We start from the raw sequence: 26,023 nt of genomic DNA on the forward strand, positions 1-26,023 counted from the left end.
CCGTTGGATCGCAGGCGGCGCGGCCGATGAGCATTCGACGGGCGCGCGCCCCTACCCATGCGCGGCCCGGCCGGTAAAATGCCCGACACCCCAACGGCCGCGCACGGCCGTCATTCGCCACAACGACATTCGGAGACACCCCCCGCCATGGCTTCAATGGAAAGCGCCTCGCGCGCGTCGGCGTCCGCGGCGGCGATCGACGCCGGCGTCATCTCGGCGCGCCTCGACCGGCTGCCGCCCACCCGCAGCGTCTGGAAACTGGTCGCGCTGCTGAGTCTCGGTTTCTTCTTCGAGCTCTACGATCTGCTCTATAGCGGCTACGTCGCGCCCGGCCTCGTGAAGAGCGGCATCCTGACCGCGACGACGCACGGCCTGTTCGGCACGACGGGCGTCGCGAGCTTCATCGCCGCGCTGTTCGCGGGGCTTTTCATCGGCACGATCGCGTGCGGCTTCCTCGCCGACCGCTTCGGCCGCCGCGCGGTGTTCACGTGGTCGCTGCTCTGGTACACGGCCGCGAACGTCGTGATGGCGTTCCAGGACACCGCCGCGAGCCTCAACTTCTGGCGCTTCGTCGTCGGGCTCGGGCTCGGCGTCGAGATGGTGACGATCGGCACATACATCTCCGAGCTGGTCCCGAAACAGATCCGCGGCCGCGCGTTCGCGTGCGAGCAGGCGGTCGGCTTCGTCGCCGTGCCCGTCGTCGCGCTGCTCGCGTACCTGCTCGTCCCGCGCGCGCCGTTCGGCCTCGACGGCTGGCGCTGGGTCGTGCTGATCGGCGCGCACGGCGCGATCTTCGTCTGGTGGATTCGCCGCCAGTTGCCGGAGAGCCCGCGCTGGCTCGCGCAGCAGGGCAGGCTCGACGAAGCGGAGCGCGTGCTCGCCGCGCTCGAGGCGAAGGTCGAGGCCGAGTACGGCCGGCCGCTGCCGCCGCCCGCGCCCGCCGAGCCGGTCGCGCCGCGCGGCCGGTTCCGCGACATGTGGGTGCCGCCGTACCGCAGGCGCACGGTGATGATGACGGTCTTCAACGTGTTCCAGACCGTCGGCTTCTACGGTTTCGCGAACTGGGTGCCGACGCTCCTCATCAAGCAGGGGATCACCGTCACGACGAGCCTCATGTATTCGAGCGTGATCGCGCTCGCGGCGCCGATCGGGCCGCTGATCGGCCTCGCGATCGCCGACCGCTTCGAGCGCAAGACGGCGATCGTCGCGATGGCCGGCGCGGCGATGATCTCGGGGCTGATGTTCAGCCAGGCGTCGGCCGCGTGGCTGCTCGTCGCCCTCGGCGTGTGCCTGACGCTCGCGAACAACATCATGTCCTACAGCTTCCACGCATATCAGGCGGAGCTGTTCCCGACCGCGATCCGGGCGCGCGCGGTCGGCTTCGTCTATTCGTGGAGCCGCTTCTCGGCGATCTTCACGTCGTTCGCGATCGCGGCCGTGCTGAAGGGATTCGGCACGCCGGGCGTGTTCGTGTTCATCGCGGGCGCGATGGCGATCGTGATGGCGTCGATCGGGCTGATGGGGCCGAGAACGAAAGGGATCGCGCTCGAGGCGATTTCGCATTGATTCGCGCCGGGCAGGCGGCGGGGGGGCGTGCGTTCGAAGCGTGCGCGCGTGCCGTCCGGCGTGGCGACGAGCGCGTCGGCGCGGCGCGCATTGCTTCGTGCGGCGCGCGTGCCGATTGCGAGGCCCGGCGTCTGCGCGTCGCAGGGTTCCGTCGCCGGATTCGTATCGCATGCCGACGCCGCATGCGCTCGGGATGTCGCGCTGGCGGAATCGTCCGGGCTATCGGTGCGACGTCATTTGCATCATCCGCGCACCGTTGCGCGTAGCGCATGGGGCCGGCGCCGCGCGCAAGCGCCGCGTTGTCCGACGCTCGCTTCCGGCTTGATCTGCGCAGCGCGCCCGATCCGGGCGTGCATGTGCGGCTCGGCGTGTCGGCCGCTAAGCTTGCGCGCCCGTGCTTTGCATTCGACGCGGCTTGCGTCAGCCCCAGCCTCGTCGATTCGAGACGGGCTCTCTCGACCTGCGGCATCGCGCTCGGGCCACGCCACACCGAATTCGATCGCGGCATGTCCGCCGCTCGACTCAAGCCTCCAGCGCAAGCAGCGCGAACGACGCGAGCCAGTGCTCGCCCATGTAGTCGCCCGCAACGTGCGCGAGCGCGCTCGCGAGATGCGCGTCGGCCGCATCGGCAAGCACCGCCCTGCGCGGGTCGCCGTCCGGCAGCGCCCGCGCGAGCGAGCGCTGGCACCACGCGCGGCTCAGGTTCAGGCCGTCGAGGTGCGCGATCTTGCCGTCGGTGCGATCGGTGACGGTGGCCGGCGTGAATAGCGTTGCCGGCTCGCGCGCGGCGAGCGACGGCAGGAACGCGTCGAACCACGTCAGGAACTCGGCCGCCGGCAGCGCGCGCCGCATCAGCTCCGCTTCCATCAACGCCGGCGACAGGAACTCGTCGCCGCCCGGCTCCCACGCCTGGCAATCCGCGTCGCGCAGGTGCCAGCGCCGCGCGGTGTCGACGATCAGCGCTTCGAGCGCCGCATGCTGCGTCTGCCGCGCGAAATCGAGCGCGAGCGACAGTGCGAACGCGGTGTTGAAGTGCGTGCCGACGCGCAGCGGATAGGTCGCCTTCGGCAGGAACTCGGTGAAGCGGTCGACGAAGATGTCGGTCAGCGGCGCGAGCGTCGCCGACCAGCGGCGGCCCGTTTCGGACGTCATCGACGCGAGCTGCGCGGACAGCGCGAGCAGCCATCCCCAGCCGTACGGCCGCTCGAAGCCGCGGTTGTGCGGCAGGTTCAGGTATGCCGCTTCGCCGGCGACGTTCTCGGCGGTGAAGTGCGCGTCGACGGTCGCGACGATCCGCTGCGCCTCGGGCAGATCCGGAAATCCGTCGAGCAGCCGCGTGACGAGCCAGTAGCCGTGCACGCACGAATGCCAGTCGTAGCTGCCGTAGAAGATCGGATGCAGCGCGCGGGGGCCGCGCACGTCTTGCGGGCCGGCGAGCGAGTGCGTGAGCTTGTTCGGATATTCGCGCGTCAGGTGGCCGAGCGCGAGGTTCGCGAATTGCGAGGCGAGGGCGGGCGTCAGTTGTCGGGCGGTCATGGCGAAGGCGTCGAGAGGAGCGGCGCGCGTGGCGCGTGCCGCGGTCGACGTCATGTTACCCGCCGGGGCTCGCGCGTGCATGAAATGCGGCGGCGCGCGCTCGCCACCGTGGAGTGCGGTGCGACGTCTAGGGCTGGCAGTGCAGCCGGCGGTAGCGGGTTTCGAGCTCGATCTGTTTTTCGCTGCGCTCGCGCTGCTCCTTCGCTTCCTTCTCGGTCGACGGGTACGGCTTGTGGGACCACGGGCGGCTCCCGTAGTCGGAAGGGCGCGGCGCGAAGCTCGACGGCGCATGGCCGTTCGCGGACGGCAGCGGCCGCGACGGCGACGGCTCATGGACGGGGGGCGCGGGGACTTTCCACGGCGTCGGGTTGTTGATCGTGCTCGGCGCGAGCAGCGTCGGCGGAGCCGAGCGCACGGCCGCTTCCGCCTGGCGCGCCAGATTGTCGATCTTCGACGCGAGCTCGCCGCATTCTTCCTGTCGGCCCTGATCCTGCGCGAACGCGAAGTTACGCTGCAGCGGCGCGGTGTATTGCGGCTTCGCGTCGGGTGACGCGTGCTTGGACAGCGTTTGGGAGGCGAGGCTCCGAGAGGACGGCGAACGCGATTGGGCGGTGTCGGACGGCGGCGTTTGCGACGGTGTTTGCGGTCGCGTTTGCGGCGGCGACGTCCGGGGTGCCGGCGTTGCGCTCGACGGCGAGCCGCTCAGCGGCTGCGCTCCCGCGTTCGTGCACGCCGCCAGCAGGATCGCGGCCAGGGCCGCGCGCGACATCGGGACATTCATGTGGCGAAGTAGCGACGGAAATCTAACGAGCCGCGGATCGTCTCATGGTTAACCCGATAGTGTCGATCCGATTTGTGTGGAGATTTGTTTCGCCGACGCGCTCGACAGACTGGCGTCGGCCTCTTCCGGGTCGGCGAGCAGCCGCGCGATGCGCGCGTAATAGGCGGCTCCGTCGGCGGTGAGCTTGACCTGGCGCGTGGTGCGATTCAGCAATTTGACGCGCAGCCGCGCCTCCAGCTGCTGGATCAGCTGAGCCACGGTGGTCTTGCTGATGTGGAGCGTCTGCGCGGCCTTGGTGAAGCTCCCGGCCTCGACCACGCGTGCGAAAGCCTGCAAGGCATCGAAGCGATCCACTTTAACTCCCTGCGTCCAGCGTTTGTTTGGCGACGGCAAACAGTGATTGTATGTCTTGCGTGTTTATCCGGACGCGACGGACCCCTTACAGTCTTTTCGTCGCGGTGCGCGGTCGTCCGGCGGCGATGCCGTCCCGCAGTCGTTCATGGGTTCATTGCCCGCGTGTCGAGCATCGGCTTGCTCGTCGCCGCGGCCGCGCCATTTACCACCGATCCGTTCACCTTCAAGGAAAAGACGGATGTCCGCACGTGATGTCGTATTCCCGCCCGCGCGTCAAGCGCTGTACGAGCGCAACCGCTATTCCCCCGGCCGTTCGTTCCAACGGCTTTCTTTTTGTGTCGGGGCAGGTCGGCAGCTTGCCCGACGGCGCGCCGGAGCCGGATCTGCAAGCCCAGGTCAGGCTCGCGTTCGACAATCTGAACGCGATTCTCTCGGCCGCCGACTGCACGTTCGACGATGTCGTCGACGTGACGATCTTCATCGTCGATCCCGCCGAGCATTTCGACGCGATCTGGAAGGTCGCCGCCGACTACTGGGGCGATGCGCCGTATCCGACGCTGACCGGCATCGGCGTGACGTGGCTCTACGGCTTTCAGTTCGAGATCAAGGTGATCGCGAAGCTGCCGGAGCCCGCCGCGCGCTAGCACGCCGAATCGGGGCCGTGCGGCCGCCTGTCACCACGCGTTGCCGCTACGCCGGCTTTTCCGTCTTGCGGCTCGTCGCCGGCTCGCGCTGTGCCTGCGCGCACGCTTCGTCGAGCCGCCGCATCGCGTCCGCGACGTCGCTCCTGAAGCGCACGAGCGCCGCGTTTTCCGGCGCGGGCGGCTGCAGCCCCGTCCACAATAGATCGATCAGCTGCTCGGCCGTCGTCTCGGTATCGAGCTTTCGATGGCCGAGGATCGCGTCCCACAGCACGTGCTCCATCGGCCCGAACACCATCGAGCGCAACAGGCTGAGCGGCAGGTCGGCGCGCACCTGTCCGGCCGCCTGTCCGCGCGCGAGCACGTCCATCAGCGGCGCCGTGTAGCGGCGCTGCAGGGCGGTCAGCTCGTCGGCGAGCGCGTGCTGCTTCGCGCGCCCTTCGGACAGCACCAGCGCGCAGAGGCCCGTGCCGTTCACGAGCATCAGCCGCAGGTGCGTGCGGACGATGAATGCGAATTGCTGGCGCACCGACGCGTCGCGCGGCATCCCGGTCTCGAACGCGTCGATGATTTCGTCGTACCAATCGGCGATCACGCGCGCGCACAGCTCCCGCTTGCCGCGAAAGTAGCTGAACACGGTCGCCTCCGACACGCCGACTCGCTGCGCGATCTCCGCCGCGGTCGCATGCTCGTAGCCTTTCTCCGCGAAGATTTCTCGTCCGGCGCGCAGGATGTCCTGCACGCGCTGCTGCGATTTGCGTCCGGCGGGCGCGCGCGGCGCGTCCGCGCGGTCGGCTTTCTGAGTGGCGGTCATACGGGTTTTCCTGCGGAATCGGGGGGCGTCGCGATGCTTCCGATCATAGCTGAGTGTCGCTCAAAAAACTATTGACGATCGCGCGGGTCCGGCGCGAAACTAGCGGAAATTTACGCAGCATATGGCAATGAACCGATGGAATCGTCGATTTGAGCAAGACTCAATAATCGGTGCTTCCATGGACTTCCTGGAGACGGAGGAGACATGAGCAACCTGCCCGGCGTGAACTTCATGCTCGGTGAAGACATCGAGATGCTGCGCGATTCGATCGCGCATTTCGCCGCGAAGGAAATCGCGCCGCGCGCGGCCGAGATCGACCGCACCGACCAGTTCCCGATGGACCTGTGGCGCAAGTTCGGCGAGCTGGGCGTGCTCGGGATGACGGTCGCCGAGGAATACGGCGGCGCGGGCCTCGGCTACACCGCGCACATGGTCGCGATGGAGGAGATCTCGCGCGCGTCGGCGTCGGTCGGGCTGTCGTATGGCGCGCACTCGAACCTGTGCGTGAACCAGATCCACCGCAACGGCACCGAAGCGCAGAAGCGCAAGTACCTGCCGAAGCTGATCTCCGGCGAGCACGTCGGCGCGCTCGCGATGAGCGAGCCGAACGCGGGCTCGGACGTCGTCAGCATGAAGCTGCGCGCGGACAAGCGCGGCGAGCGCTACGTGCTGAACGGCACGAAGATGTGGATCACGAACGGCCCGGATTGCGACACGCTCGTCGTCTACGCGAAGACCGAGCCCGACGCCGGCGCGCGCGGGATCACCGCGTTCATCGTCGAGAAGGGGATGAAGGGCTTCTCGGTCGCGCAGAAGCTCGACAAGCTCGGGATGCGCGGCTCGCACACGGGCGAGCTCGTGTTCGAGGACGTCGAGGTGCCGGAAGAGAACATCCTCGGCGAGCTGAACGGCGGCGTGAAGGTGCTGATGAGCGGGCTCGACTACGAGCGCGCGGTGCTCGCGGGCGGCCCGACGGGCATCATGGCCGCCTGCCTCGACGCAGTCATCCCATACGTTCACGACCGCAAGCAGTTCGGCCAGCCGATCGGCGAATTCCAACTGATCCAGGGCAAGATCGCCGACATGTACACGACGTTCCAGGCGTGCCGCGCCTATCTGTACGCGGTCGGCCGCCATCTCGACGCGGGCGGCACGGCCTCGGCCGGCGGCGCGCACGTGCGCCAGGTGCGCAAGGACTGCGCGGGCGTGATCCTCTACACAGCGGAAAAAGCGACGTGGATGGCGGGCGAGGCGATCCAGATCCTCGGCGGCAACGGCTACATCAACGAATACCCGGTCGGGCGCCTGTGGCGCGACGCGAAGCTCTACGAGATCGGCGCCGGCACGAGCGAGATCCGCCGGATGCTGATCGGCCGCGAGCTGTTCGCGGAAACGGCCTGACCCCGCGCGCGGAGCCCACGCGATGCCGATCATCGAATCCAAGCTGAACCCGCGTTCCGACGAGTTTCGCGCGAACGCCGCGGCGCTCGAGGCGCTCGTCGCCGATCTGCGCGACAAGGTCGACCGGCTCGCGCTTGGCGGCGGGCCGGCCGCGCGCGACAAGCATCTGTCGCGCGGCAAGCTGCTGCCGCGCGACCGGATCGCGCAACTGCTCGATCCGGGCACGCCGTTCCTCGAGCTGTCGCAGCTCGCCGCGTGCGGGATGTACAACGACGACGCGCCGGGCGCGGGCATCATCACCGGCATCGGCCGGATCGCCGGCCGCGAGTGCGTGATCGTCTGCAACGACGCGACCGTCAAGGGCGGCACCTACTATCCGATCACCGTGAAGAAGCACGTGCGCGCGCAGGAGATCGCGGCCGAGAACCGGCTGCCGTGCGTGTACCTCGTCGATTCGGGCGGCGCGAACCTGCCGAACCAGGACGATGTGTTTCCTGACCGCGACCATTTCGGCCGGATCTTCTTCAATCAGGCGAACCTGTCGGCGGCGGGCATCGCGCAGATCGCGGTCGTGATGGGCTCGTGCACCGCGGGCGGCGCGTACGTGCCCGCGATGAGCGACGAGTCGATCATCGTCAAGAACCAGGGAACGATCTTTCTCGGCGGGCCGCCGCTCGTGAAGGCGGCCACCGGCGAGGAAGTGAGCGCCGAGGATCTCGGCGGCGGCGACGTGCACACGCGCCTGTCCGGCGTCGCCGATCACCTCGCGCAGAACGACGCGCATGCGTTGTCGATCGCGCGCACGATCGTCGGCCATCTCGGCTCGCGCGGCGCGGCGCCGCTCGCGCCGCGCGAGCCGCTGCCGCCGCGCTACGACGCGAAGAGCCTGTACGGCGTGATTCCCGTCGACACGAGGAAGCCGTTCGACGTGCGCGAGGTGATCGCGCGGATCGTCGACGATTCCGCATTCGACGAATTCAAGGCGCGCTACGGCACGACGCTCGTCACCGGCTTCGCACACATCTGGGGGCACCCGGTCGGCATCGTCGCGAACAACGGCATTCTGTTCTCCGAATCGGCGACGAAGGGCGCGCACTTCATCGAGCTGTGCTGCCAGCGCAAGATCCCGCTCGTGTTCCTGCAGAACATCACGGGCTTCATGGTCGGCCGCAAGTACGAGAACGAAGGCATCGCGCGTCACGGCGCGAAGATGGTGACGGCCGTGTCGACCGCGAAGGTGCCGAAGTTCACGGTGATCATCGGCGGCTCGTTCGGCGCGGGCAACTACGGGATGTGCGGGCGCGCGTTCGGTCCGCGCTTCCTGTGGATGTGGCCGAACGCGCGCATCTCGGTGATGGGCGGCGAGCAGGCGGCGTCGGTGCTCGCGACCGTGCGCCGCGACGGGATCGAGGCGAAGGGCGGCGAATGGTCGGCGGAAGACGAAGAGGCGTTCAAGCAGCCGATTCGCGATCAATACGAGCGCCAGGGCCATCCGTACTACGCGAGCGCGCGCCTGTGGGACGACGGCGTGATCGACCCCGCGCAGACGCGCGACGTGCTCGGCCTCGGCCTTGCCGCCGCGATGAACGCGCCGATCGAGGACACGCGGTTCGGCGTGTTCCGGATGTGAACTTTGCATGGGACGAGGGCGCGCCGCATGGGACCGGAGTCAGTGCTGAAGCGCTGATTCCGGTCGACAAAGCGCTGAAGCGCCAACTCTGGCCGACAGGAGCCGACGATGCGCTATGAAACGATCGAAGTGACCGATGACGGCCGCGTCGCGACCGTCACGCTCGCGCGCCCCGATGTGCGCAATGCGTTCAACGAGACGATGATCGCCGAGCTGACGACCGCGTTCGACCGCATCGACGCGAATCCGGCGCTGCGCGCGGTCGTGCTCGCCGCGCGCGGCCCGGCGTTCTGCGCGGGCGCGGACCTGAACTGGATGAAGAAAATGGCGGGCTTCTCCGACGACGAGAATCGCGCCGACGCGCGCCGGCTCGCGCGGATGCTCGAGGCGGTCCACCGCTGCGCGAAGCCCGTGATCGCGCGCGTGCACGGCGACGCGTACGCGGGCGGCGTCGGGCTCGTCGCCGCGTGCGACATCGCGGTCGCGGCCGAGGACGTGAAATTCTGCCTGTCGGAAGCGCGCCTCGGGCTGATTCCGGCGACGATCGCGCCATACGTCGTGCGCGCGATGGGCGAGCGCGCCGCGCGCCGCTATTTCGCGACGGCCGAGGTATTCGACTGTGCGAAGGCCGCGCAGCTCGGCTTCGTCCACGAGCGCGTGCCCGCCGATGCGCTCGACGCGACCGTTTCCAGGCTCGCCGAAACCTTGTGCGCGAACGGCCCGCAGGCGGTGCGCGCGTGCAAGGCGCTCGTGCGCGACGTCGCGGGCCGCGCGCTCGACGCGGCGCTGATCGAACAGACCGCCGACTGGATCGCGAAAACGCGCGCCGGCGCCGAGGCGCGCGAAGGCGTCGCGTCGTTCCTCGAGAAGCGCACGCCGTCGTGGCGCGCGTGACGCGGCATGAGCCGCCGGGCGCGTCACGGCGTCGCGGCGGCCGCGCCGGGCGCCGCCGCGCGGCTCGCGCACCGAACCGAATTCGTTACCGACACCCCGTTTCCTGACCCACCATGTTCGACAAGATCCTGATCGCCAATCGCGGCGAAATCGCCTGCCGGGTCGCCGCGACCTGCAAACGCCTCGGCATCGCGAGTGTCGCGGTCTATTCGGACGCCGACGCGCACGCGAAGCACGTCGCCGCGTGCGACGAGGCCGTGCACATCGGCGGCGCGGCCGCCGCCGACAGCTATCTGCGGATCGAGCGCATCATCGACGCCGCGCGCGCGACGGGCGCGCAGGCGATCCATCCGGGCTACGGCTTCCTGTCGGAGAACGAGGATTTCGCGCGCGCGTGCGAGGAGGCGGGCATCGTGTTCGTCGGGCCGCCCGTCGAGGCGATCGCCGCGATGGGCTCGAAGGCCGCCGCGAAGGCGCTGATGCATGCGGCCGCGGTGCCGCTCGTGCCCGGCTATCACGGCGACGACCAGGATCTCGCGCTGCTGCAGCGCGAAGCCGACCGCATCGGCTATCCGGTGCTGCTGAAGGCGAGCGCGGGCGGCGGCGGCAAGGGGATGCGGGTCGTCGAGCGCGCGGCCGATTTCGCGGCGGCGCTCGCGTCGTGCCAGCGCGAGGCGGCGGCGAGCTTCGGCAACGACCGCGTGCTGATCGAGAAATATCTGCAGCGTCCGCGCCACGTCGAAGTGCAGGTATTCGGCGACAGGCACGGCAACGCGGTTTACCTGTTCGATCGCGACTGCTCGGTGCAGCGCCGCCATCAGAAGGTGCTGGAGGAAGCGCCCGCGCCGGGGCTCGCGGACGAGGTCCGGCAGGCGATGGGCGAGGCGGCCGTCGCGGCCGCGCGCGCGGTCCGCTACGTCGGCGCGGGCACCGTCGAATTCATCATGACGGGCGACACGTTCTACTTCATGGAGATGAACACGCGCTTGCAGGTCGAGCATCCGGTGACGGAGATGGTCACGGGCCTCGATCTCGTCGAATGGCAACTGCGCGTCGCGGCGGGCGAGCCGCTGCCGCTTCGGCAGCCGGACTTGCGGGTTCACGGGCACGCGATCGAGGCGCGCCTGTACGCGGAGAATCCGGCGCGCGGCTTCTTGCCGTCGACCGGGCGTCTGAAGCATCTGCGATTGCCGGAGGGCGTCGAGTTCGCCGTCGGCGCGGCCGTGCGGATCGACAGCGGCGTGCGCGAAGGCGATGCGATCACGCCGTTCTACGATCCGATGATCGCGAAGCTGATCGTCCACGGCGACACGCGCGCGCAGGCGCTCGCGACGCTCTCTCGCGCGCTGCGCGAGTGCGAGGTCGTCGGCCTGCATACGAATGCGGAGTTCCTGCAGCGGATCGTCGTCAGCCGGCCGTTCGCCGACGCGGATCTCGACACCGGCCTGATCGAGCGCCACCGCGACGCGCTGTTCGCACCGCAGCCGGCGCCCGCGGCGGCGCTCGGCCTCGCGTGCGCGGCGCTTTTCGCACGCGAGCGCGAACGGGCGGGCGCGGGCGGCGCGGCGTCGCCGTGGGGCGCGCTGCCGAACTGGCGGCTGAACGCCGGCTACCGCCGGACGATCGAATGGCGCGCGCTCGACGACGATGCGACGCTCGAATCGCACTATGTGGACAAGGGCGGGATCGAGTCGCTCGAGGCCGGCGGCGTCGCGAAGCCGTTCGCATGGACGCGCGGCGCGGGCCCGCTCGATTTCGACGTGACGCTGGGCGGCGTGCGCGCGAGCGGGCGCGTCCTTGTCGACGGCGACACGTTCCACGTGTTCTGCCAGGGCGTCGCACGCGCGTTCGAATGGCGCAACCTGCTCGCGCACGCGGCCGATTCGACGGAAGGCGAAGGCCGGCTCACCGCGCCGATGCCGGGCAAGGTGATCGCGGTGCTCGTCGCGCCGGGGCAGAAGGTCGAGCAGGGCGACCCGCTCATCGTGATGGAGGCGATGAAGATGGAGCACACGATCGGCGCGCCGGCCGCGGGCGTCGTCAGCGAGGTGCTGTACGCGGTGGGCGACCAGGTCGCGGACGGCGCGCAGCTACTCGTAATGGGACAGGGTTGAGCGCGGCGGCGCGCACATTAACGATATCTGACAGTCCGGCCACATGATGTCCGCTAGACTCGAATGGTGGTGCGGGCGGTAGCGCGGAATACGCAACGTGCGGTGCGCTACACTGCGATCTTCCCTTCCCTCCAGCATGTGATGACATCCCCTGTCGATTTGAACGGCTTGCGCATCGGTATCACGATTGGCCTGCGCGAGCCGAACGAGAGCCTTTGGATCAACGGCATCAAGCAGAACGCGCTGTTTCTCGCGAAGCTGCTGATGAAATCGTCACGCGGCTATCGCGTGACGATCGTCAATACGACCGACGTGCCGATCACCGATGCGTTGCCGTGGGACAGCCGGATTTTCGACACCCGCTCGTTCACCGAGATGAAGGATTCGCTCGACGTGCTGATCGAGCTCGGCGGCCAGATCGACGGCGAGCAGACCGCGTACCTGAAGGCGCGCGGCGTGAAGCTCGTCAGCTACTGCTGCGGCTTCGAGTACATCCACGTGACGCAGTCGATCCTGTTCGGCCGCCGGATGTGGGATACGCTTTTCATCAATCGCGGCTACGACGAGATCTGGGCGATTCCGCAAATCGCGCCGTCGTCGCTGCCGTTCATGCAGTCGCTGCGGCGCTGTCCGGGGCGCGTCGTGCCGTTCGTCTGGGATCCGATGTTCCTGACCGAGCGCACGCGGCTGATGCACGCGCACGGCGAGTACCGGCCGAGCGGCAAGCGTGCGAAGCGGCTCACCGTGATGGAGCCGAACCACGACGTCGTCAAGTTCTGCGTGTATCCGATGCTGATCATCGACGAAGCGTATCGGCGCGATCCGGACGCGATCGCGTTCACGCACGTGACGAACGCCGAGCGTCTCGCGCACGAGAGCCCGGAGTTCGTGATGCTGATGAACTATCTGGATGTCGTCCGCGCGAGCAAGGCGAGCTTCGTCGGCCGTTTCGACACGCCGACCTTCGTCGCCGAATACACGGACGTCGTCGTGTCGCACCAGTGGGAGAACCCGCTCAACTATTTCTACTTCGACGTCTGCTGGCAGGGCTATCCGCTCGTCCACAACGCGCACCTCGTGCCGGACATCGGCTACTACTATCCGGACAACGACGTGCAGACGGGGACGGAAACGCTGATGCGCGTGCTGCGCGAGCACGACGACGACTGGGAAGGCTACGCGGCGCGGCAGCGCGGCCTGTTGCGCCGCTATACGTCGAAGAACCCGGCGCTCGTCGCCGAATACGACACGCTGCTCGCGAATCTCGTCAACGACTGCGGGCGCTGAGCGTCGCGCGAGCGGACGCGGCCGGGATCGCGGCGCCTTCGCCGCGGCGCCGCGCGCGTCGGTCCCGGTTCTTCACGCCGGGCTTCTGTTCGACGCGGCCTTGGCTTATTGCCGTCCGGCGAGTGCGGGCGTCACGCCCTGCTGCTGCCGCGGCGCATAGGAGACGAGGCGCCACTTGCCGTCGCTCTCTTGCCGGAAGCTCAGCTTCTCGAACATGGTCTTGCCGCTTTGCAGCGTCGTCGTGAAGTCGACGTTGGCGTAGAGTCCGTCCGGTACGTCCTTGGCGTTCGAGAACTGGATCAGCATGATGTCCGACCATCCACGTTTTGCGACCGCGCCGAGCGGGTCGCGCGAGCGCCGCGTGTCGTCGACGAAGCGCTGCTCCGTGTACGTGTTCCTGACGAATGCCGCGGAATCTCGCCACACGTCGTCGAAGTGTCCGTCGTCGATCTGCTTCAGCACGCTCTCGGCGCTTTGCAGCAGCGCGTCGGCGGACGGGCCGGTTTCGGCATGGGCGAACGCACCCGCTGCCGTCATGACGCTTGCGAGCACGCATTGCGCGATTAGCTTGTTCAAGTGACCTCCGGGAAGGCGAGCGGAAACACGGGGCGCGCTGCCGGCTTAGCGGTACAGCGCGGCAATCGCGTCAGTATAGGCATTGACGTTGTCCGGGTTGTAGATGCTGACCGAATCCAGAAGCTGCCGCGAATGCTCGCGATATGCGTCGAGGCTCGCGTCGTGCTCGCGGAACGCCTTCAGCAACTGCCGCCCGCCTTCCTGGCAATCGAAATCCGGATAGAAATAGCCGGCGCGGCCGAGGTACGGCGAATTGTGGACGAGCGGATAGTCGCCGTACAGCAGCTCGTAGTACAGATAATTCTGCGCGTTCTCCCACGTATGCGACACGACCGCGTCGCCGTGCGCCGCCATGAATTCGTAGACCGCGAAGCGTCCTTCGAACGTCGTCAGCCCGTGGTTGACGATGTCGAGGCTGCGCGCGAAGTGGACGAACGTCGTGTGCTCCTTCATGTGCATCGTGTTGCAGACGCGCACGAATTCGACGAAGCCCGGCTCGGCGCGATACGCCTCTTCGGTGACGAGCATCGGCACGATGCTCGTCTTCACCATGCAGATGTTCGGCTCGAACATCGCGACGCGCCAGCGCCGCTTGCCCGGCTTGTAGCCGAATTCGAGGCCCGCGCCGAGCGTCGCGCGCGCCTTGTCGAACAGGAGCGGATGCCAGATGTGCGGCACGATCGTCACCGGGCTGCGCAGCCCCGATTCGAGGTAGTGTCCGCACGAGTGCTCGAACTCGGGAATCGTCCAGACGCCGTCGTAGTGCGCGCCCGAGAACAGGAAGCCGGACGGCTTGTCGAAGATCGCGCGCTCGATGTCGATCACGTAGTCGTTGCCGACGCGCATCGTCACGACCTTGCCGCCGCGCTGCCGACACGCGGCGATCCAGCCGGCGTTGAACTGCGCGCTCATCTCGATCACCACGTCGCAGCGCGTCATCGCCTCGTCCATCGAGACGAGCGGCACGTTCCATTCGCCGAGCATCAATTGCGGATCGGCGTCGCTCGCGCCGCCGTTGATCATCACCGCTTCGGCGACGAGCGGCGACTGGCGCAGCAGCAGCACCAGCAGCAGGCAGTTCTGAAAAATGCCGTTCTCCCACAGCGACTGGCCGGCGCCGCGCACGAACAGCGACACGCCGACGACGAGACGCTTGCCGCCGTTCGGCACGTCACGGGCGGTGGTTTCTGACATGCGTTCTCTCCGGGGAAAAGGCTTATGCGGCCAGACGCGCGACGTACGCGTCGAGGTTGTCGCGGTTGTCGATCGACACGCCGTGCAGGAGCGCATCGGCTTTGCGGCGGTAGTCGCCGAGATGCGTATCGTGATGCCGCCATGCGTGCAGCAGCGCGCGGCCGCCCGCCGCGGAATCGAATTCCGGGTAGTAGTAGCCGGCGTCGCCGAGCAGCGGCGAATTGTGCACGAGCGGATAGCCGCCGTACAGCACGTCGTAGTACAGATAGTTCTGCGGGTTTTCCCACTGGTGCGAGATCACCGCGTCGCCGTGCTGCGCGAGGAACGACGGCAGATCGATGCGCGGCTCGAAGGTCGCCTTGTGCTGGCGGACGAGATCGAGACTGTTCGCGAAATGGACGAACGTCGGATGCTCTTTCATGTGCAGCGAGTTGACGACGAACAGGTGCTCGACCGCGTCGGGCTGCGCGCGGTGGAACTCGTCGGCGGCGAGCATCGGGTAGTGGCAGGTCTTCACGACCGAGATGTTCGGCTCGAGAATCGACAGCCGCCACTTCGCGCGGCCCGGCTCGTAGCCGAATCGCAGCCCCTCGGCGTCGAGCTGGCGCGCGCGGCGCTCGATGAAGTACGGCGACCAGATGTGCGGGACGACGTGCACCGGCGCGCGCGTGAGCGTGCGCAAGAGCGGCGCGTCGATCTTCTCGGATTTCGGCAGGATCCACACTTCGTCGAACGGCCCGCCGTTGAAGATGTGCCCTGACGGCCGGTTGAACATCGGCGTCTCGCAGAGCCCGCTGTACGTGTGGCCGACGAAGCAGACGACGAGCTTCTTGCCGAGCGCCTTCATGTACTTGAGCCAGTCGACGGGCAACTGCGCGCCCATCTCGATCACGACGTCGAGCGCGTGCGACACGTCGCGCGGCTGCACGAGCGGCACGTCGAGGCCCTCGAGATCGAGGCCGGCGGGCAGTGCTTTCGCGTCGCCGCCGTTCAGGAAGTAGACCGGGCCGACCCGGTCCGACTTCCTGAGCATCATTGCCAGGAACGCGATGTTCTGATGAATGCCGTTTTCCCAGATTGCCTGGCCGTCGCGGGCGAAGAGCGAGATGCCGACGGCGAGGCGCTTGCCGGGCGCGTCATGCGGCCCGGTTGACGAAGAGCGGACGGAATCGATCACCAGCTATATCCATATCCTGCACCGAAGGTCTTGTTCTGCCCCGACACGCCGATGCCCAGCTTGAGAATGCCGTTGGTTGTCACATGCGCGGTCGCGCCGAACGCCATCCCCGACTGACCTGCGAAGCGGGCGACGCCGACGGCGACGTTGATCGTCTTGCCGGGTTCGACCTGCGGCAGCATCGTCAGCGCGGTGGCGGCCGCGATGCCCTGACGGGCCATCGTGTCGGTCTGCTGCAGCGCTTGCTGAGTCTGGTTCAGCTGCGTGCCCAGATTGTTGATCTGAGTCTGCTGACCCGTCAGCGATTGTGACATAGAAGTAGACAGCGTATTCAACTGGTTGACGTTGACCGCGTCGGTGCCTTCCGTGCCGGCGGCGACGTTCGTGACCTGCCGCTGCTGCGTCGAGCTGCCGACCGAGACGACGTTCGAGCGGCCGCCGTCGTTCGAGTTCGCGCCGATCGCGGCCGAGTTCGAGCCGGCCGTGACCGACGGCGCGGCGGCGGTCGGCGCGCTCATGTCGGCGGCGACGCCCGCGCTCGCCGGCAGCGAGCGGATCGAGTTGTTCGTGCTGCTGACGATCGACGTCGACAGCGACGTCAGTTGCGTGCTGATGTTGGTCACGCTGGTCGACAGCGACGCGACGCTGGTGTTCGTCGTCGACAGGCCGGTGGACAGCGAGCCGATGCCGGTCGACGTCGACGTGGACAGCGAAGCGAGGTTGCTGTTGGTGGTCGACAGGCCGGTGGACAGCGAGCCGACGGCGGTCGATGTCGAGGTGGACAGCGAAGCGACGTTGCTGTTGGTCGTCGACAGGCCGGTGGACAGCGCGCCGACGGCGGTCGACGTCGACGTGGACAGTGACGCGAGATTGCTGTTCGTCGTGTTCAGGCCGGTCGACAGCGACGCGACGTTGCTGTTGGTCGCGTAGAGCTGGCTGCCGTTGACGGCGTCGGTGCTGGTCGCGGAGATGCGGCCGGCTGCGACGTTCGTGACCTGGCGTTCCGCACCCGGCGCGCCGACGCTGAACACGCCGACCGGGGCGCTGCCGGCGAAGCCGCCGAACGTCATGCCGCCGACGGTCGCTGACTTGACGGACACGGCCGCCGACGTCGTCGCGCCGTTGCCGATCGCGACCGAATTGTCGATGTTCGCGATCGCGTTCGAGCCGATCGCGACGCTGTTCGCGCCCGTCGCCTGGCCGTCCGGATCGGTCGAGTTCGCGTGGAAGTACTTGGTGCCCTTCGCATTGATGTTGTCGATCGCGGAGGCGACGCTGCTGTTGCTCGTCGTCGTGCCGTCGGCGTTGTACGTCGTGTACGAGGGGGCGGAGATCGTGCCGGTCGCCGGATCGTACGCCGCGCCGCCGCCGAGCGCCGCCGCGGTGCTGTTGCCGAGGTTGCTCGTGCTCGACGTGATCGAGCTGATGCTCGTCGACAGTGAGCCGATGCCGATCGAGGTCGAGGTGGACAGCGAAGCGACGGTGCTGTTGGTGGTCGAGAGGCCGGTGGACAGCGAACCGATGCCGGTCGAGGTCGACGTGGACAGCGAAGCAACGGTGCTGTCGGTGGTCGACAGGCCAGTCGAAAGCGAACTGATGCCAGTCGATGAGGAGGTCGAGAGCGATGCGATCGAGCTACTTGCCGAGCTCAGGCCCGTGGACGTCGAAGTTGAAAGCGACGCGACGTTGCTGTTGGTCGTCGAGAGACCCGTTGACAGCGAGCCGATGCCGGTCGAGGTCGAGGTCGACAGCGAGGCGACGTTGCTGTTGGTGGTCGACAAACCAGTGGACAGCGAACTGATGCCGGTGGACGAAGAGGTCGACAGCGACGCGACGGAGCTATTCGCCGAGCTCAGGCCGGTGGACGTCGAGGTCGACAGCGAAGCGACCGAGCTGTTGGTCGTCGAGAGACCGGTCGACAGCGAGCTGATGCCGGTTGAGGTCGACGTGGACAGCGAAGCAACGTTGCTGTCGGTGGTCGACAAACCAGTGGACAGCGAACTGATGCCGGTGGACGAAGAGGTCGACAGCGACGCGACGGAGCTATTCGCCGAGCTCAGGCCGGTGGACGTCGAAGTCGAAAGCGACGCGACCGTGCTGTTGGTCGTCGAGATGCCGGTCGACAGCGAGCTGATGCCGGTTGAGGTCGACGTGGACAGCGAAGCAACGTTGCTGTCGGTGGTCGACAGGCCAGTGGACAGCGAACTGATGCCAGTGGACGAAGAGGTCGACAGCGACGCGACGGAGCTATTCGCCGAGCTCAGGCCGGTGGAAGTCGAAGTCGACAGCGAAGCGACCGTGCTGTTGGTGGTCGAGAGGCCGGTGGACAGCGAGCCGATGCCGGTCGAGGTCGAGGTCGACAGCGAGGCGACGTTGCTGTTGGTGGTCGACAAACCAGTGGACAGCGAACTGATGCCGGTGGACGAAGAGGTCGACAGCGACGCGACGGAGCTATTCGCCGAGCTCAGGCCGGTGGACGTCGAGGTCGACAGCGAAGCGACCGAGCTGTTGGTCGTCGAGAGACCGGTCGACAGCGAGCTGATGCCGGTTGAGGTCGACGTGGACAGCGAAGCAACGTTGCTGTCGGTGGTCGACAAACCAGTGGACAGCGAACTGATGCCGGTGGACGAAGAGGTCGACAGCGACGCGACGGAGCTATTCGCCGAGCTCAGGCCGGTGGACGTCGAAGTCGAAAGCGACGCGACCGTGCTGTTGGTCGTCGAGATGCCGGTCGACAGCGAGCTGATGCCGGTTGAGGTCGACGTGGACAGCGAAGCAACGTTGCTGTCGGTGGTCGACAGGCCAGTGGACAGCGAACTGATGCCAGTGGACGAAGAGGTCGACAGCGACGCGACGGAGCTATTCGCCGAGCTCAGGCCGGTGGAAGTCGAAGTCGACAGCGAAGCGACCGTGCTGTTGGTGGTCGACAAGCCGGTCGACAGCGAGCCGATGCCGGTCGAGGTCGCCGTGGACAGCGAAGCAACGTTGCTGTCGGTGGTCGACAGACCAGTGGACAGCGAACTGATACCGGTGGACGAGGAGGTCGAGAGCGATGTGATGGAGCTGTTCGTCGAGCTCAGGCCGGTGGACATCGAGGTCGAGAGCGACGCGACGGAGCTATTCGCCGAGCTCAGGCCGGTGGAAGTCGAAGTCGACAGCGAGGCAACCGAGCTGTTGGTCGTCGACAAGCCGGTCGACAGCGAACCGATGCCGGTCGAAGTCGAGGTCGACAGCGATGCGATGGAGCTGTTCGTCGAGCTCAGGCCGGTGGACGTCGAAGTCGAAAGCGAAGCAACCGAGCTGTTGGTCGTCGACAAGCCGGTCGACAGCGAGCCGATGCCGGTCGAGGTCGCCGTGGACAGCGAAGCAACGTTGCTGTCGGTGGTCGACAGGCCAGTGGACAGCGAACTGATGCTGGTGGACGAGGAGGTCGACAGCGACGCGATCGAGCTATTCGCCGAGCTTAGGCCGGTGGAAGTCGAAGTCGACAGCGAAGCAACCGAGCTGTTGGTCGTCGACAAGCCGGTGGACAGCGAACCGATGCCGGTCGAAGTCGAGGTCGACAGCGAAGCGACGTTGCTGTCGGTGGTCGACAGGCCAGTGGACAGCGAACTGATGCCGGTGGACGAAGAGGTCGAGAGCGACGCGATGGAGCTGTTCGCCGAGCTCAGGCCGGTGGAAGTCGAAGTCGACAGCGAAGCGACCGTGCTGTTGGTCGTCGAGATGCCGGTCGACAGCGAAGCGACGTTGCTGTCAGTGGTCGACAGACCAGTGGACAGCGAACTGATACCGGTGGACGAGGAGGTCGACAGCGATGCGATGGAGCTGTTCGTCGAGCTCAGGCCGGTGGACGTCGAAGTCGACAGCGAAGCGACCGTGCTGTTGGTGGTCGACAAGCCGGTCGACAGCGAGCCGATGCCGGTCGAGGTCGACGTGGACAGCGAAGCAACGTTGCTGTCGGTGGTCGACAGACCAGTGGACAGCGAACTGATGCCGGTGGACGAAGAGGTCGAGAGCGACGCGATGGAGCTATTCGCCGAGCTCAAGCCCGTGGACGTCGAAGTCGACAGCGAAGCAACTGAGCTGTTGGTCGTCGACAAGCCGGTCGACAGCGAACCGATGCCGGTGGAAGTCGAAGTCGACAGAGAGGCGACCGAGCTGTTGGTCGTCGAGAGGCCGGTCGAAAGCGAAGCAACGTTGCTGTCAGTGGTCGACAGACCAGTGGACAGCGAGCTGATGCCGGTGGACGAGGAAGTCGAGAGCGACGCGATGGAGCTATTCGCCGAGCTCAAGCCCGTGGACGTCGAAGTCGACAGCGAAGCGACCGTGCTGTTGGTGGTCGAGAGGCCGGTGGACAGCGAGCCGATGCCGGTCGAGGTCGAGGTCGACAGCGAGGCGACGGTGCTGTCGGTGGTTGACAGGCCAGTCGAAAGCGAGCTGATGCCGGTGGACGAAGAAGTCGAAAGCGAAGCAACCGAGCTGTTGGTCGTCGACAAGCCGGTGGACAGCGAGCCGATGCCGGTCGACGTCGAGGTCGACAGCGAGGCGACGGTGCTGTTGGTCGTCGAGAGGCCGGTGGACAGCGAACCGATGCCGGTCGAAGTCGAGGTCGACAGCGAAGCGACGTTGCTGTCGGTGGTCGACAGACCAGTGGACAGCGAACTGATGCCGGTGGACGAAGAAGTCGACAGCGAAGCAACTGAGCTGTTGGTCGTCGACAAGCCGGTGGACAGCGAGCCGATGCCGGTCGACGTCGAGGTCGACAGAGAGGCGACCGAGCTGTTGGTCGTCGAGAGGCCGGTCGAAAGCGAAGCAACGTTGCTGTCAGTGGTCGACAGACCAGTGGACAGCGAGCTGATGCCGGTGGACGAGGAAGTCGAGAGCGACGCGATGGAGCTATTCGCCGAGCTCAAGCCCGTGGACGTCGAAGTCGACAGCGAAGCGACGTTGCTGTTGGTCGTCGAGAGGCCGGTCGACAGCGAAGCAACGTTGCTGTCAGTGGTCGAGAGACCCGTTGACAACGAGCTGATGCCGGTGGACGAAGAGGTCGAGAGCGACGCGATGGAGCTATTCGCCGAGCTCAAGCCCGTGGACGTCGAAGTCGACAGCGAAGCAACGTTGCTGTCAGTGGTCGACAGACCAGTGGACAGCGAACTGATACCGGTGGACGAGGAGGTCGAGAGCGATGCGATGGAGCTGTTCGTCGAGCTCAGGCCGGTGGACGTCGAGGTCGAGAGCGACGCGACGGAGCTATTCGCCGAGCTCAGGCCGGTGGAAGTCGAAGTCGACAGCGAGGCAACCGAGCTGTTGGTGGTCGACAAGCCGGTCGAAAGCGAGCCGATGCCGGTCGAGGTCGAGGTGGACAGCGAAGCAACGGTGCTGTTGGTGGTCGAGAGGCCGGTGGACAGCGAACCGATGCCGGTCGAGGTCGACGTGGACAGCGAAGCAACGTTGCTGTCGGTGGTCGACAGGCCAGTGGACAGCGAACTGATGCTGGTGGACGAGGAGGTCGAGAGCGACGCGATGGAGCTATTCGCCGAGCTCAGGCCGGTGGACGTCGAAGTCGACAGGGAAGCAACGTTGCTGTCAGTGGTCGACAGACCAGTGGACAGCGAGCTGATGCCGGTGGACGAGGAGGTCGACAGCGACGCGATCGAGCTACTTGCTGAGCTCAGGCCGGTGGACGTCGAAGTCGAAAGCGAAGCGACCGAGCTGTTGGTCGTCGAGAGGCCGGTCGACAGCGAAGCGACGTTGCTGTCAGTGGTCGACAGACCAGTGGACAGCGAGCTGATGCCGGTGGACGAAGAAGTCGAAAGCGAAGCAACCGTGCTGTTGGTGGTCGACAAGCCGGTCGACAGCGAGCCGATGCTGGTCGAGGTCGACGTGGAAAGCGAAGCGACGTTGCTGTTGGTCGTCGAGAGGCCGGTCGACAGCGAACCGATGCCGGTCGAGGTCGAGGTCGAAAGCGAAGCAACGTTGCTGTCAGTGGTCGACAGACCAGTGGACAGCGAGTTGATGCCGGTGGACGAGGAGGTCGACAGCGAGCTGATGCTGGTGGACGAGGAGGTCGAGAGCGACGCGATCGAGCTGTTCGTCGAACTCAGGCCGGTGGAAGTCGAAGTCGACAGCGAAGCGACCGTGCTGTTGGTCGTCGAGATGCCGGTCGACAGCGAAGCGACGTTGCTGTCAGTGGTCGACAGACCAGTGGACAGCGAACTGATACCGGTGGACGAGGAGGTCGAGAGCGACGCGATGGAGCTGTTCGCCGAGCTCAGGCCGGTGGACGTCGAGGTCGACAGCGACGCGACGGAGCTATTCGCCGAGCTCAGGCCGGTGGAAGTCGAAGTCGACAGCGAAGCGACCGAGCTGTTGGTCGTCGAGAGGCCGGTCGAAAGCGAAGCAACGTTGCTGTCAGTGGTCGACAGACCAGTGGACAGCGAGCTGATGCCGGTGGACGAGGAAGTCGAGAGCGACGCGATGGAGCTATTCGCCGAGCTCAAGCCCGTGGACGTCGAAGTCGACAGCGAAGCGACGTTGCTGTTGGTCGTCGAGAGGCCGGTGGACAGCGAACCGATGCCGGTCGAAGTCGAGGTCGACAGCGAGGCGACGTTGCTGTCGGTGGTCGACAGGCCAGTGGACAGCGAGCTGATGCTGGTGGACGAGGAGGTCGAGAGCGACGCGATGGAGCTGTTCGCCGAGCTCAGGCCGGTGGACGTCGAAGTCGACAGCGAAGCGACCGAGCTGTTGGTCGTCGAGAGGCCGGTCGAAAGCGAAGCGACGTTGCTGTCAGTGGTCGACAGACCAGTGGACAGCGAGCTGATGCCGGTGGACGAAGAAGTCGAAAGCGAAGCAACCGTGCTGTTGGTGGTCGACAAGCCGGTCGACAGCGAGCCGATGCCGGTCGAGGTCGAGGTCGACAGCGAAGCAACGTTGCTGTCAGTGGTCGACAGACCAGTGGACAGCGAGCTGATGCCGGTGGACGAAGAAGTCGAGAGCGACGCGATGGAGCTATTCGTCGAGCTCAGGCCGGTGGACGTCGAAGTCGACAGCGAAGCAACCGAGCTGTTGGTCGTCGACAAGCCGGTCGACAGCGAGCCGATGCCGGTCGACGTCGAGGTCGACAGCGAGGCGACGGTGCTGCTGGTCGTCGAGATGCCGGTCGAAAGCGAACCGATGCCAGTCGACGTGGAGGTCGAGAGCGACGCGATCGAGCTCGAAGCCGAGTCGAGCTTCGACGCGACCGAGTAAAGCTGGCTGCCGTTGATTGCGTCGGTGCTGGTGGCCGAAACCTGACCGGCGGCGACGTTCGTGATCTGGCGTTCGGCGCCCGGTGCACCGACGCTCACGACGCCGACGGGCGCGCTGCCCGCGAACGTTCCGAGCGTGGTCGAGCCGATCGTCGCGCTGCTGGTGGGGTTGGCCGCGGCCGTCACCGAGTTCGCGCCGAGCGCGACCGAGTTTGCCGTGGCGGCTGTCGCGCCCGAGCCGATCGCGACGGCGTCGGTACCCGTTGCGATGCTGTCGGGGCCCGTCGAATTCGCGTGGAAGTACTTGATGCCGTTCGCGTTGATGTTGGCGATCGCGAAGCCGACGCTGTTGTTGTTCGTCGTCGTGCCGTTGGCGTTGTACGTCGTATACGAGGGGGCGGAGATCGTGCCGGTCGCCGGATCGTACGTCGCGCCGCCGCCGAGCGCCGAGGCGGTGCTGTTGCCGAGGTTGTTGGTCGTCGTCGTGACGGTCGACAGGCTGGTGGACAGCGAGCCGATGCCGGTCGAAGTCGAGGTCGACAGCGAAGCAATGGAGCTGTTGGCGGAACTCAGGCCCGTCGAGGCCGACGTGGACAACGACGTGACGGTGCTATTGGTCGTCGACAGGCCGGTGGACAGCGAATTGACGCCGCTTTGCGCAGTGCTGATGCCGGACGACGCGGAAGTCGACAGCGAGGTCAGCGAGCTGTTGGTGGTGCTCAGGCCGCTCGACAGCGAAGCGACGTTGCTATTAGTCGTACTCAAGCCGGTGGACAGCGAACCGATGCCGGTCGAAGTCGAGGTCGACAGCGAAGCAATGGAGCTGTTGGCGGAGCTCAGGCCCGTCGAGGTCGACGTGGAAAGCGACGTGACGGTGCTATTGGTCGTCGACAGGCCGGTGGACAGCGAATTGACGCCGCTTTGCGCAGTGCTGATGCCGGACGACGCGGAAGTCGACAGCGAGGTCAGCGAGCTGTTGGTGGTGCTGAGGCCGCTCGACAGCGAAGCGACGTTGCTATTAGTCGTACTCAAGCCGGTCGACAGCGAGCCGATGCCGGTCGAAGTCGAGGTGGACAGCGAAGCAATGGAGCTATTGGCGGAGCTCAAGCCCGTCGAGGTCGACGTGGACAACGACGTGACGGTGCTATTGGTCGTCGACAGGCCGGTGGACAGCGAATTGACGCCGCTTTGCGCAGTGCTGATGCCGGACGACGCGGATGTCGACAACGAAGTCAGCGAGCTGTTGGTGGTGCTCAGGCCGCTCGACAGCGAAGCGACGTTGCTATTAGTCGTACTCAAGCCGGTGGACAGCGAGCCGATGCCGGTCGAAGTCGAGGTCGACAGCGAAGCAATGGAGCTGTTGGCGGAGCTCAGGCCCGTCGAGGTCGACGCGGACAGCGACGTGACGGTGCTGTTGGTCGTACTCAAGCCGGTGGACAGCGAGCCGATGCCGGTCGAAGTCGAGGTCGACAGCGAAGCAATGGAGCTGTTGGCGGAGCTCAGGCCCGTCGAGGTCGACGTGGAAAGCGAAGTGACCGAGCTATTGGTCGTCGACAGCCCCGTGGACAGCGAATTGACGCCGCTTTGCGCAGTGCTGATGCCGGACGACGTGGAAGTCGACAACGAAGTCAGCGAGCTGTTCGTGCTGCTGAGGCCGGTCGACAGCGAATTGATGCCGGTCGACGCCGACGTCGACAGGCTCGCGATGCTGCTCGCCGTCGTGCTCATGCCGGTGCTCAACTGAGAGACCGTCACCGCATCCTGCGGCGCCGAGCCGTCGGCGACGTTCGTGATGCGGCGAAGGGCGGTCGAGCTGCCGACCGACACTTCGGACAACGGCGCCGCAGTGCCCGTCAGATAGCCCGTGCCGGTGGGCGCCGCCGTGCCGGTCACGCTGCCCGCGCCGATCGCGACGCTGTTCGCATACGCAGCCGAGCTGTTGTTGCCGATCGAGACCGAGCCGGTGTCGGCCGCCGTTGCGCCGGCGCCGGCCGCGACCGAGTTGTTGCCCGTCGCAATTGCCTGCGTGCCGAGTGCCGATGCCCCCGAGCCGCTCGCGAGCGCGCCGTTGCCGAGTGCCGAGGCGTTGGTGTTCGTGGCCGACGCCAGGTTGCCGATCGCGAGCGCCGGATTCGACGTCGCATTGGTCGCGAGCGCGCCGTTGCCGATCGCGATGCCATTGACCGTCGACACCGTTGAGCTCGTGCCCATCGCGATGCCGCCCGTCGCTGCCGCCGTCGTGTTCGCGAATCGACCGATCGCAATCGAGTTGTTGCCGAGCGCCGCCGAGCCGCCCGTGCCGCTGCTGTTGCCGCCGCCGATCGCGATTGCGCTCGTGCCGGACGCCGTCGCGTCGTTGCCGACCGCGGTCGCGCCCGTGTTGAGCGCCTTCGAGCCCGAGCCGATGCCGATCGCGCTGCTGCCGCTCGCGGTCGACGCCTGGCCGAATGCTTGCGAGTAGTTGCCCGACGCCGTCGCATTCGCGCCGATCGCGATCGAAGTCGAGCCCGACGCGGTGGTCGTGCTGCCGAAGCCCCCGCCGATCGAGACCGATTGCGCGCCGATTGCCGTTCCGCCGCCAGCCGAGTATTGCGCCTGTGCAACGTCGATGCCGCCGCCAGCGAGCAGCACGGCGGCGACGACTGCCTTCGCGACGGCCGATTTGTTCGGCTTGCCGCGGGCGGACGAGATTTCAGAAGCGGCGACCCACGCGCCAAGGGCTTCATTCCAGATCGAGCGGTACGAGCGGTTCATGACAAAAAGACCTCTGGGGACCGGTGCAACACGGCAGAGTTATTTGTCTGACCAAAG

The 26,023-nt window shown here is 66.7% G+C and carries 13 protein-coding genes and 2 pseudogenes; 7 read left to right on the forward strand and 8 right to left on the reverse strand.

The annotated features are described in order from the left end of the window. Positions 1-147: 147 nt before the first annotated feature. Positions 148-1,566: an MFS transporter gene (locus BG90_RS25005; RefSeq protein ID WP_025990283.1), complete on the forward strand. Its 1,419-nt coding sequence runs from the start codon at positions 148-150 to the stop codon at positions 1,564-1,566. A 522-nt stretch (positions 1,567-2,088) separates the two neighbouring features. Here the strand turns inward: BG90_RS25005 and BG90_RS25010 are convergent. From BG90_RS25010 to BG90_RS25020, 3 genes and pseudogenes are all read right to left on the reverse strand, one after another. Continuing rightward, positions 2,089-3,102 (reverse strand): DUF2891 domain-containing protein, encoded by a 1,014-nt coding sequence (locus tag BG90_RS25010; protein ID WP_010109384.1) that lies wholly within the window; start codon positions 3,100-3,102, stop codon positions 2,089-2,091. A 127-nt stretch (positions 3,103-3,229) separates the two neighbouring features. Then, the gene (locus BG90_RS25015) at positions 3,230-3,883 is read right to left on the reverse strand and encodes a hypothetical protein (RefSeq protein ID WP_025990282.1); all 654 of its coding nucleotides are present in this window, start codon (positions 3,881-3,883) and stop codon (positions 3,230-3,232) included. Positions 3,884-3,973: 90 nt separating this feature from the next. After that, positions 3,974-4,237: pseudogene (locus BG90_RS25020) on the reverse strand (LysR family transcriptional regulator); the annotation flags it as partial. Between the two features lie 238 nt (positions 4,238-4,475). Between BG90_RS25020 and BG90_RS25025 the strand changes: the two are divergent. Beyond that, positions 4,476-4,881 (forward strand): annotated as a pseudogene (locus BG90_RS25025) (RidA family protein). A gap of 46 nt (positions 4,882-4,927) precedes the next feature. Here BG90_RS25025 and BG90_RS25030 read toward each other — a convergent pair. Further along, positions 4,928-5,692 (reverse strand): TetR/AcrR family transcriptional regulator, encoded by a 765-nt coding sequence (locus BG90_RS25030; protein ID WP_010109377.1) that lies wholly within the window; start codon positions 5,690-5,692, stop codon positions 4,928-4,930. Positions 5,693-5,896: 204 nt separating this feature from the next. Between BG90_RS25030 and BG90_RS25035 the strand changes: the two genes are divergently transcribed. From BG90_RS25035 to BG90_RS25055, 5 genes are all read left to right on the forward strand, one after another. Continuing rightward, positions 5,897-7,093 (forward strand): isovaleryl-CoA dehydrogenase, encoded by a 1,197-nt coding sequence (locus BG90_RS25035; protein ID WP_010119405.1) that lies wholly within the window; start codon positions 5,897-5,899, stop codon positions 7,091-7,093. Between the two features lie 22 nt (positions 7,094-7,115). Continuing rightward, on the forward strand, positions 7,116-8,723 hold the full coding sequence (locus BG90_RS25040) for a carboxyl transferase domain-containing protein (RefSeq protein WP_010119403.1): 1,608 nt from the start codon (positions 7,116-7,118) through the stop codon (positions 8,721-8,723). Between the two features lie 108 nt (positions 8,724-8,831). Next, complete coding sequence (locus BG90_RS25045) at positions 8,832-9,617, forward strand: enoyl-CoA hydratase/isomerase family protein (RefSeq protein WP_010119401.1); 786 nt, start codon at positions 8,832-8,834, stop codon at positions 9,615-9,617. A 113-nt stretch (positions 9,618-9,730) separates the two neighbouring features. After that, entirely contained in the window at positions 9,731-11,731 is a 2,001-nt protein-coding gene (locus tag BG90_RS25050) for an acetyl-CoA carboxylase biotin carboxylase subunit (protein ID WP_010109372.1), read from the forward strand. Between the two features lie 141 nt (positions 11,732-11,872). Beyond that, on the forward strand, positions 11,873-13,018 hold the full coding sequence (locus BG90_RS25055; protein WP_010119399.1) for a DUF2827 domain-containing protein: 1,146 nt from the start codon (positions 11,873-11,875) through the stop codon (positions 13,016-13,018). Positions 13,019-13,123: 105 nt separating this feature from the next. Here the strand turns inward: BG90_RS25055 and BG90_RS25060 are convergent, their stop codons facing one another. The 4 genes from BG90_RS25060 to BG90_RS35685 are packed head-to-tail and all read right to left on the reverse strand — an operon-like array spanning position 13,124 to position 25,966. Then, on the reverse strand, positions 13,124-13,594 hold the full coding sequence (locus BG90_RS25060) for a DUF4019 domain-containing protein (protein WP_010119397.1): 471 nt from the start codon (positions 13,592-13,594) through the stop codon (positions 13,124-13,126). A gap of 45 nt (positions 13,595-13,639) precedes the next feature. Then, positions 13,640-14,788: a DUF2827 domain-containing protein gene (locus BG90_RS25065; RefSeq protein WP_010119394.1), complete on the reverse strand. Its 1,149-nt coding sequence runs from the start codon at positions 14,786-14,788 to the stop codon at positions 13,640-13,642. A gap of 22 nt (positions 14,789-14,810) precedes the next feature. Beyond that, positions 14,811-15,965: a DUF2827 domain-containing protein gene (locus tag BG90_RS25070; protein ID WP_010109367.1), complete on the reverse strand. Its 1,155-nt coding sequence runs from the start codon at positions 15,963-15,965 to the stop codon at positions 14,811-14,813. Beyond that, entirely contained in the window at positions 15,962-25,966 is a 10,005-nt protein-coding gene (locus BG90_RS35685; RefSeq protein WP_107951013.1) for an ESPR-type extended signal peptide-containing protein, read from the reverse strand. The genes BG90_RS25070 and BG90_RS35685 overlap by 4 nt, the downstream gene beginning before the upstream one ends. Positions 25,967-26,023 lie beyond the last annotated feature (57 nt).

Origin of the sequence: Burkholderia oklahomensis C6786, assembly GCF_000959365.1 — a bacterium.
Lineage (GTDB): Bacteria > Pseudomonadota > Gammaproteobacteria > Burkholderiales > Burkholderiaceae > Burkholderia > Burkholderia oklahomensis.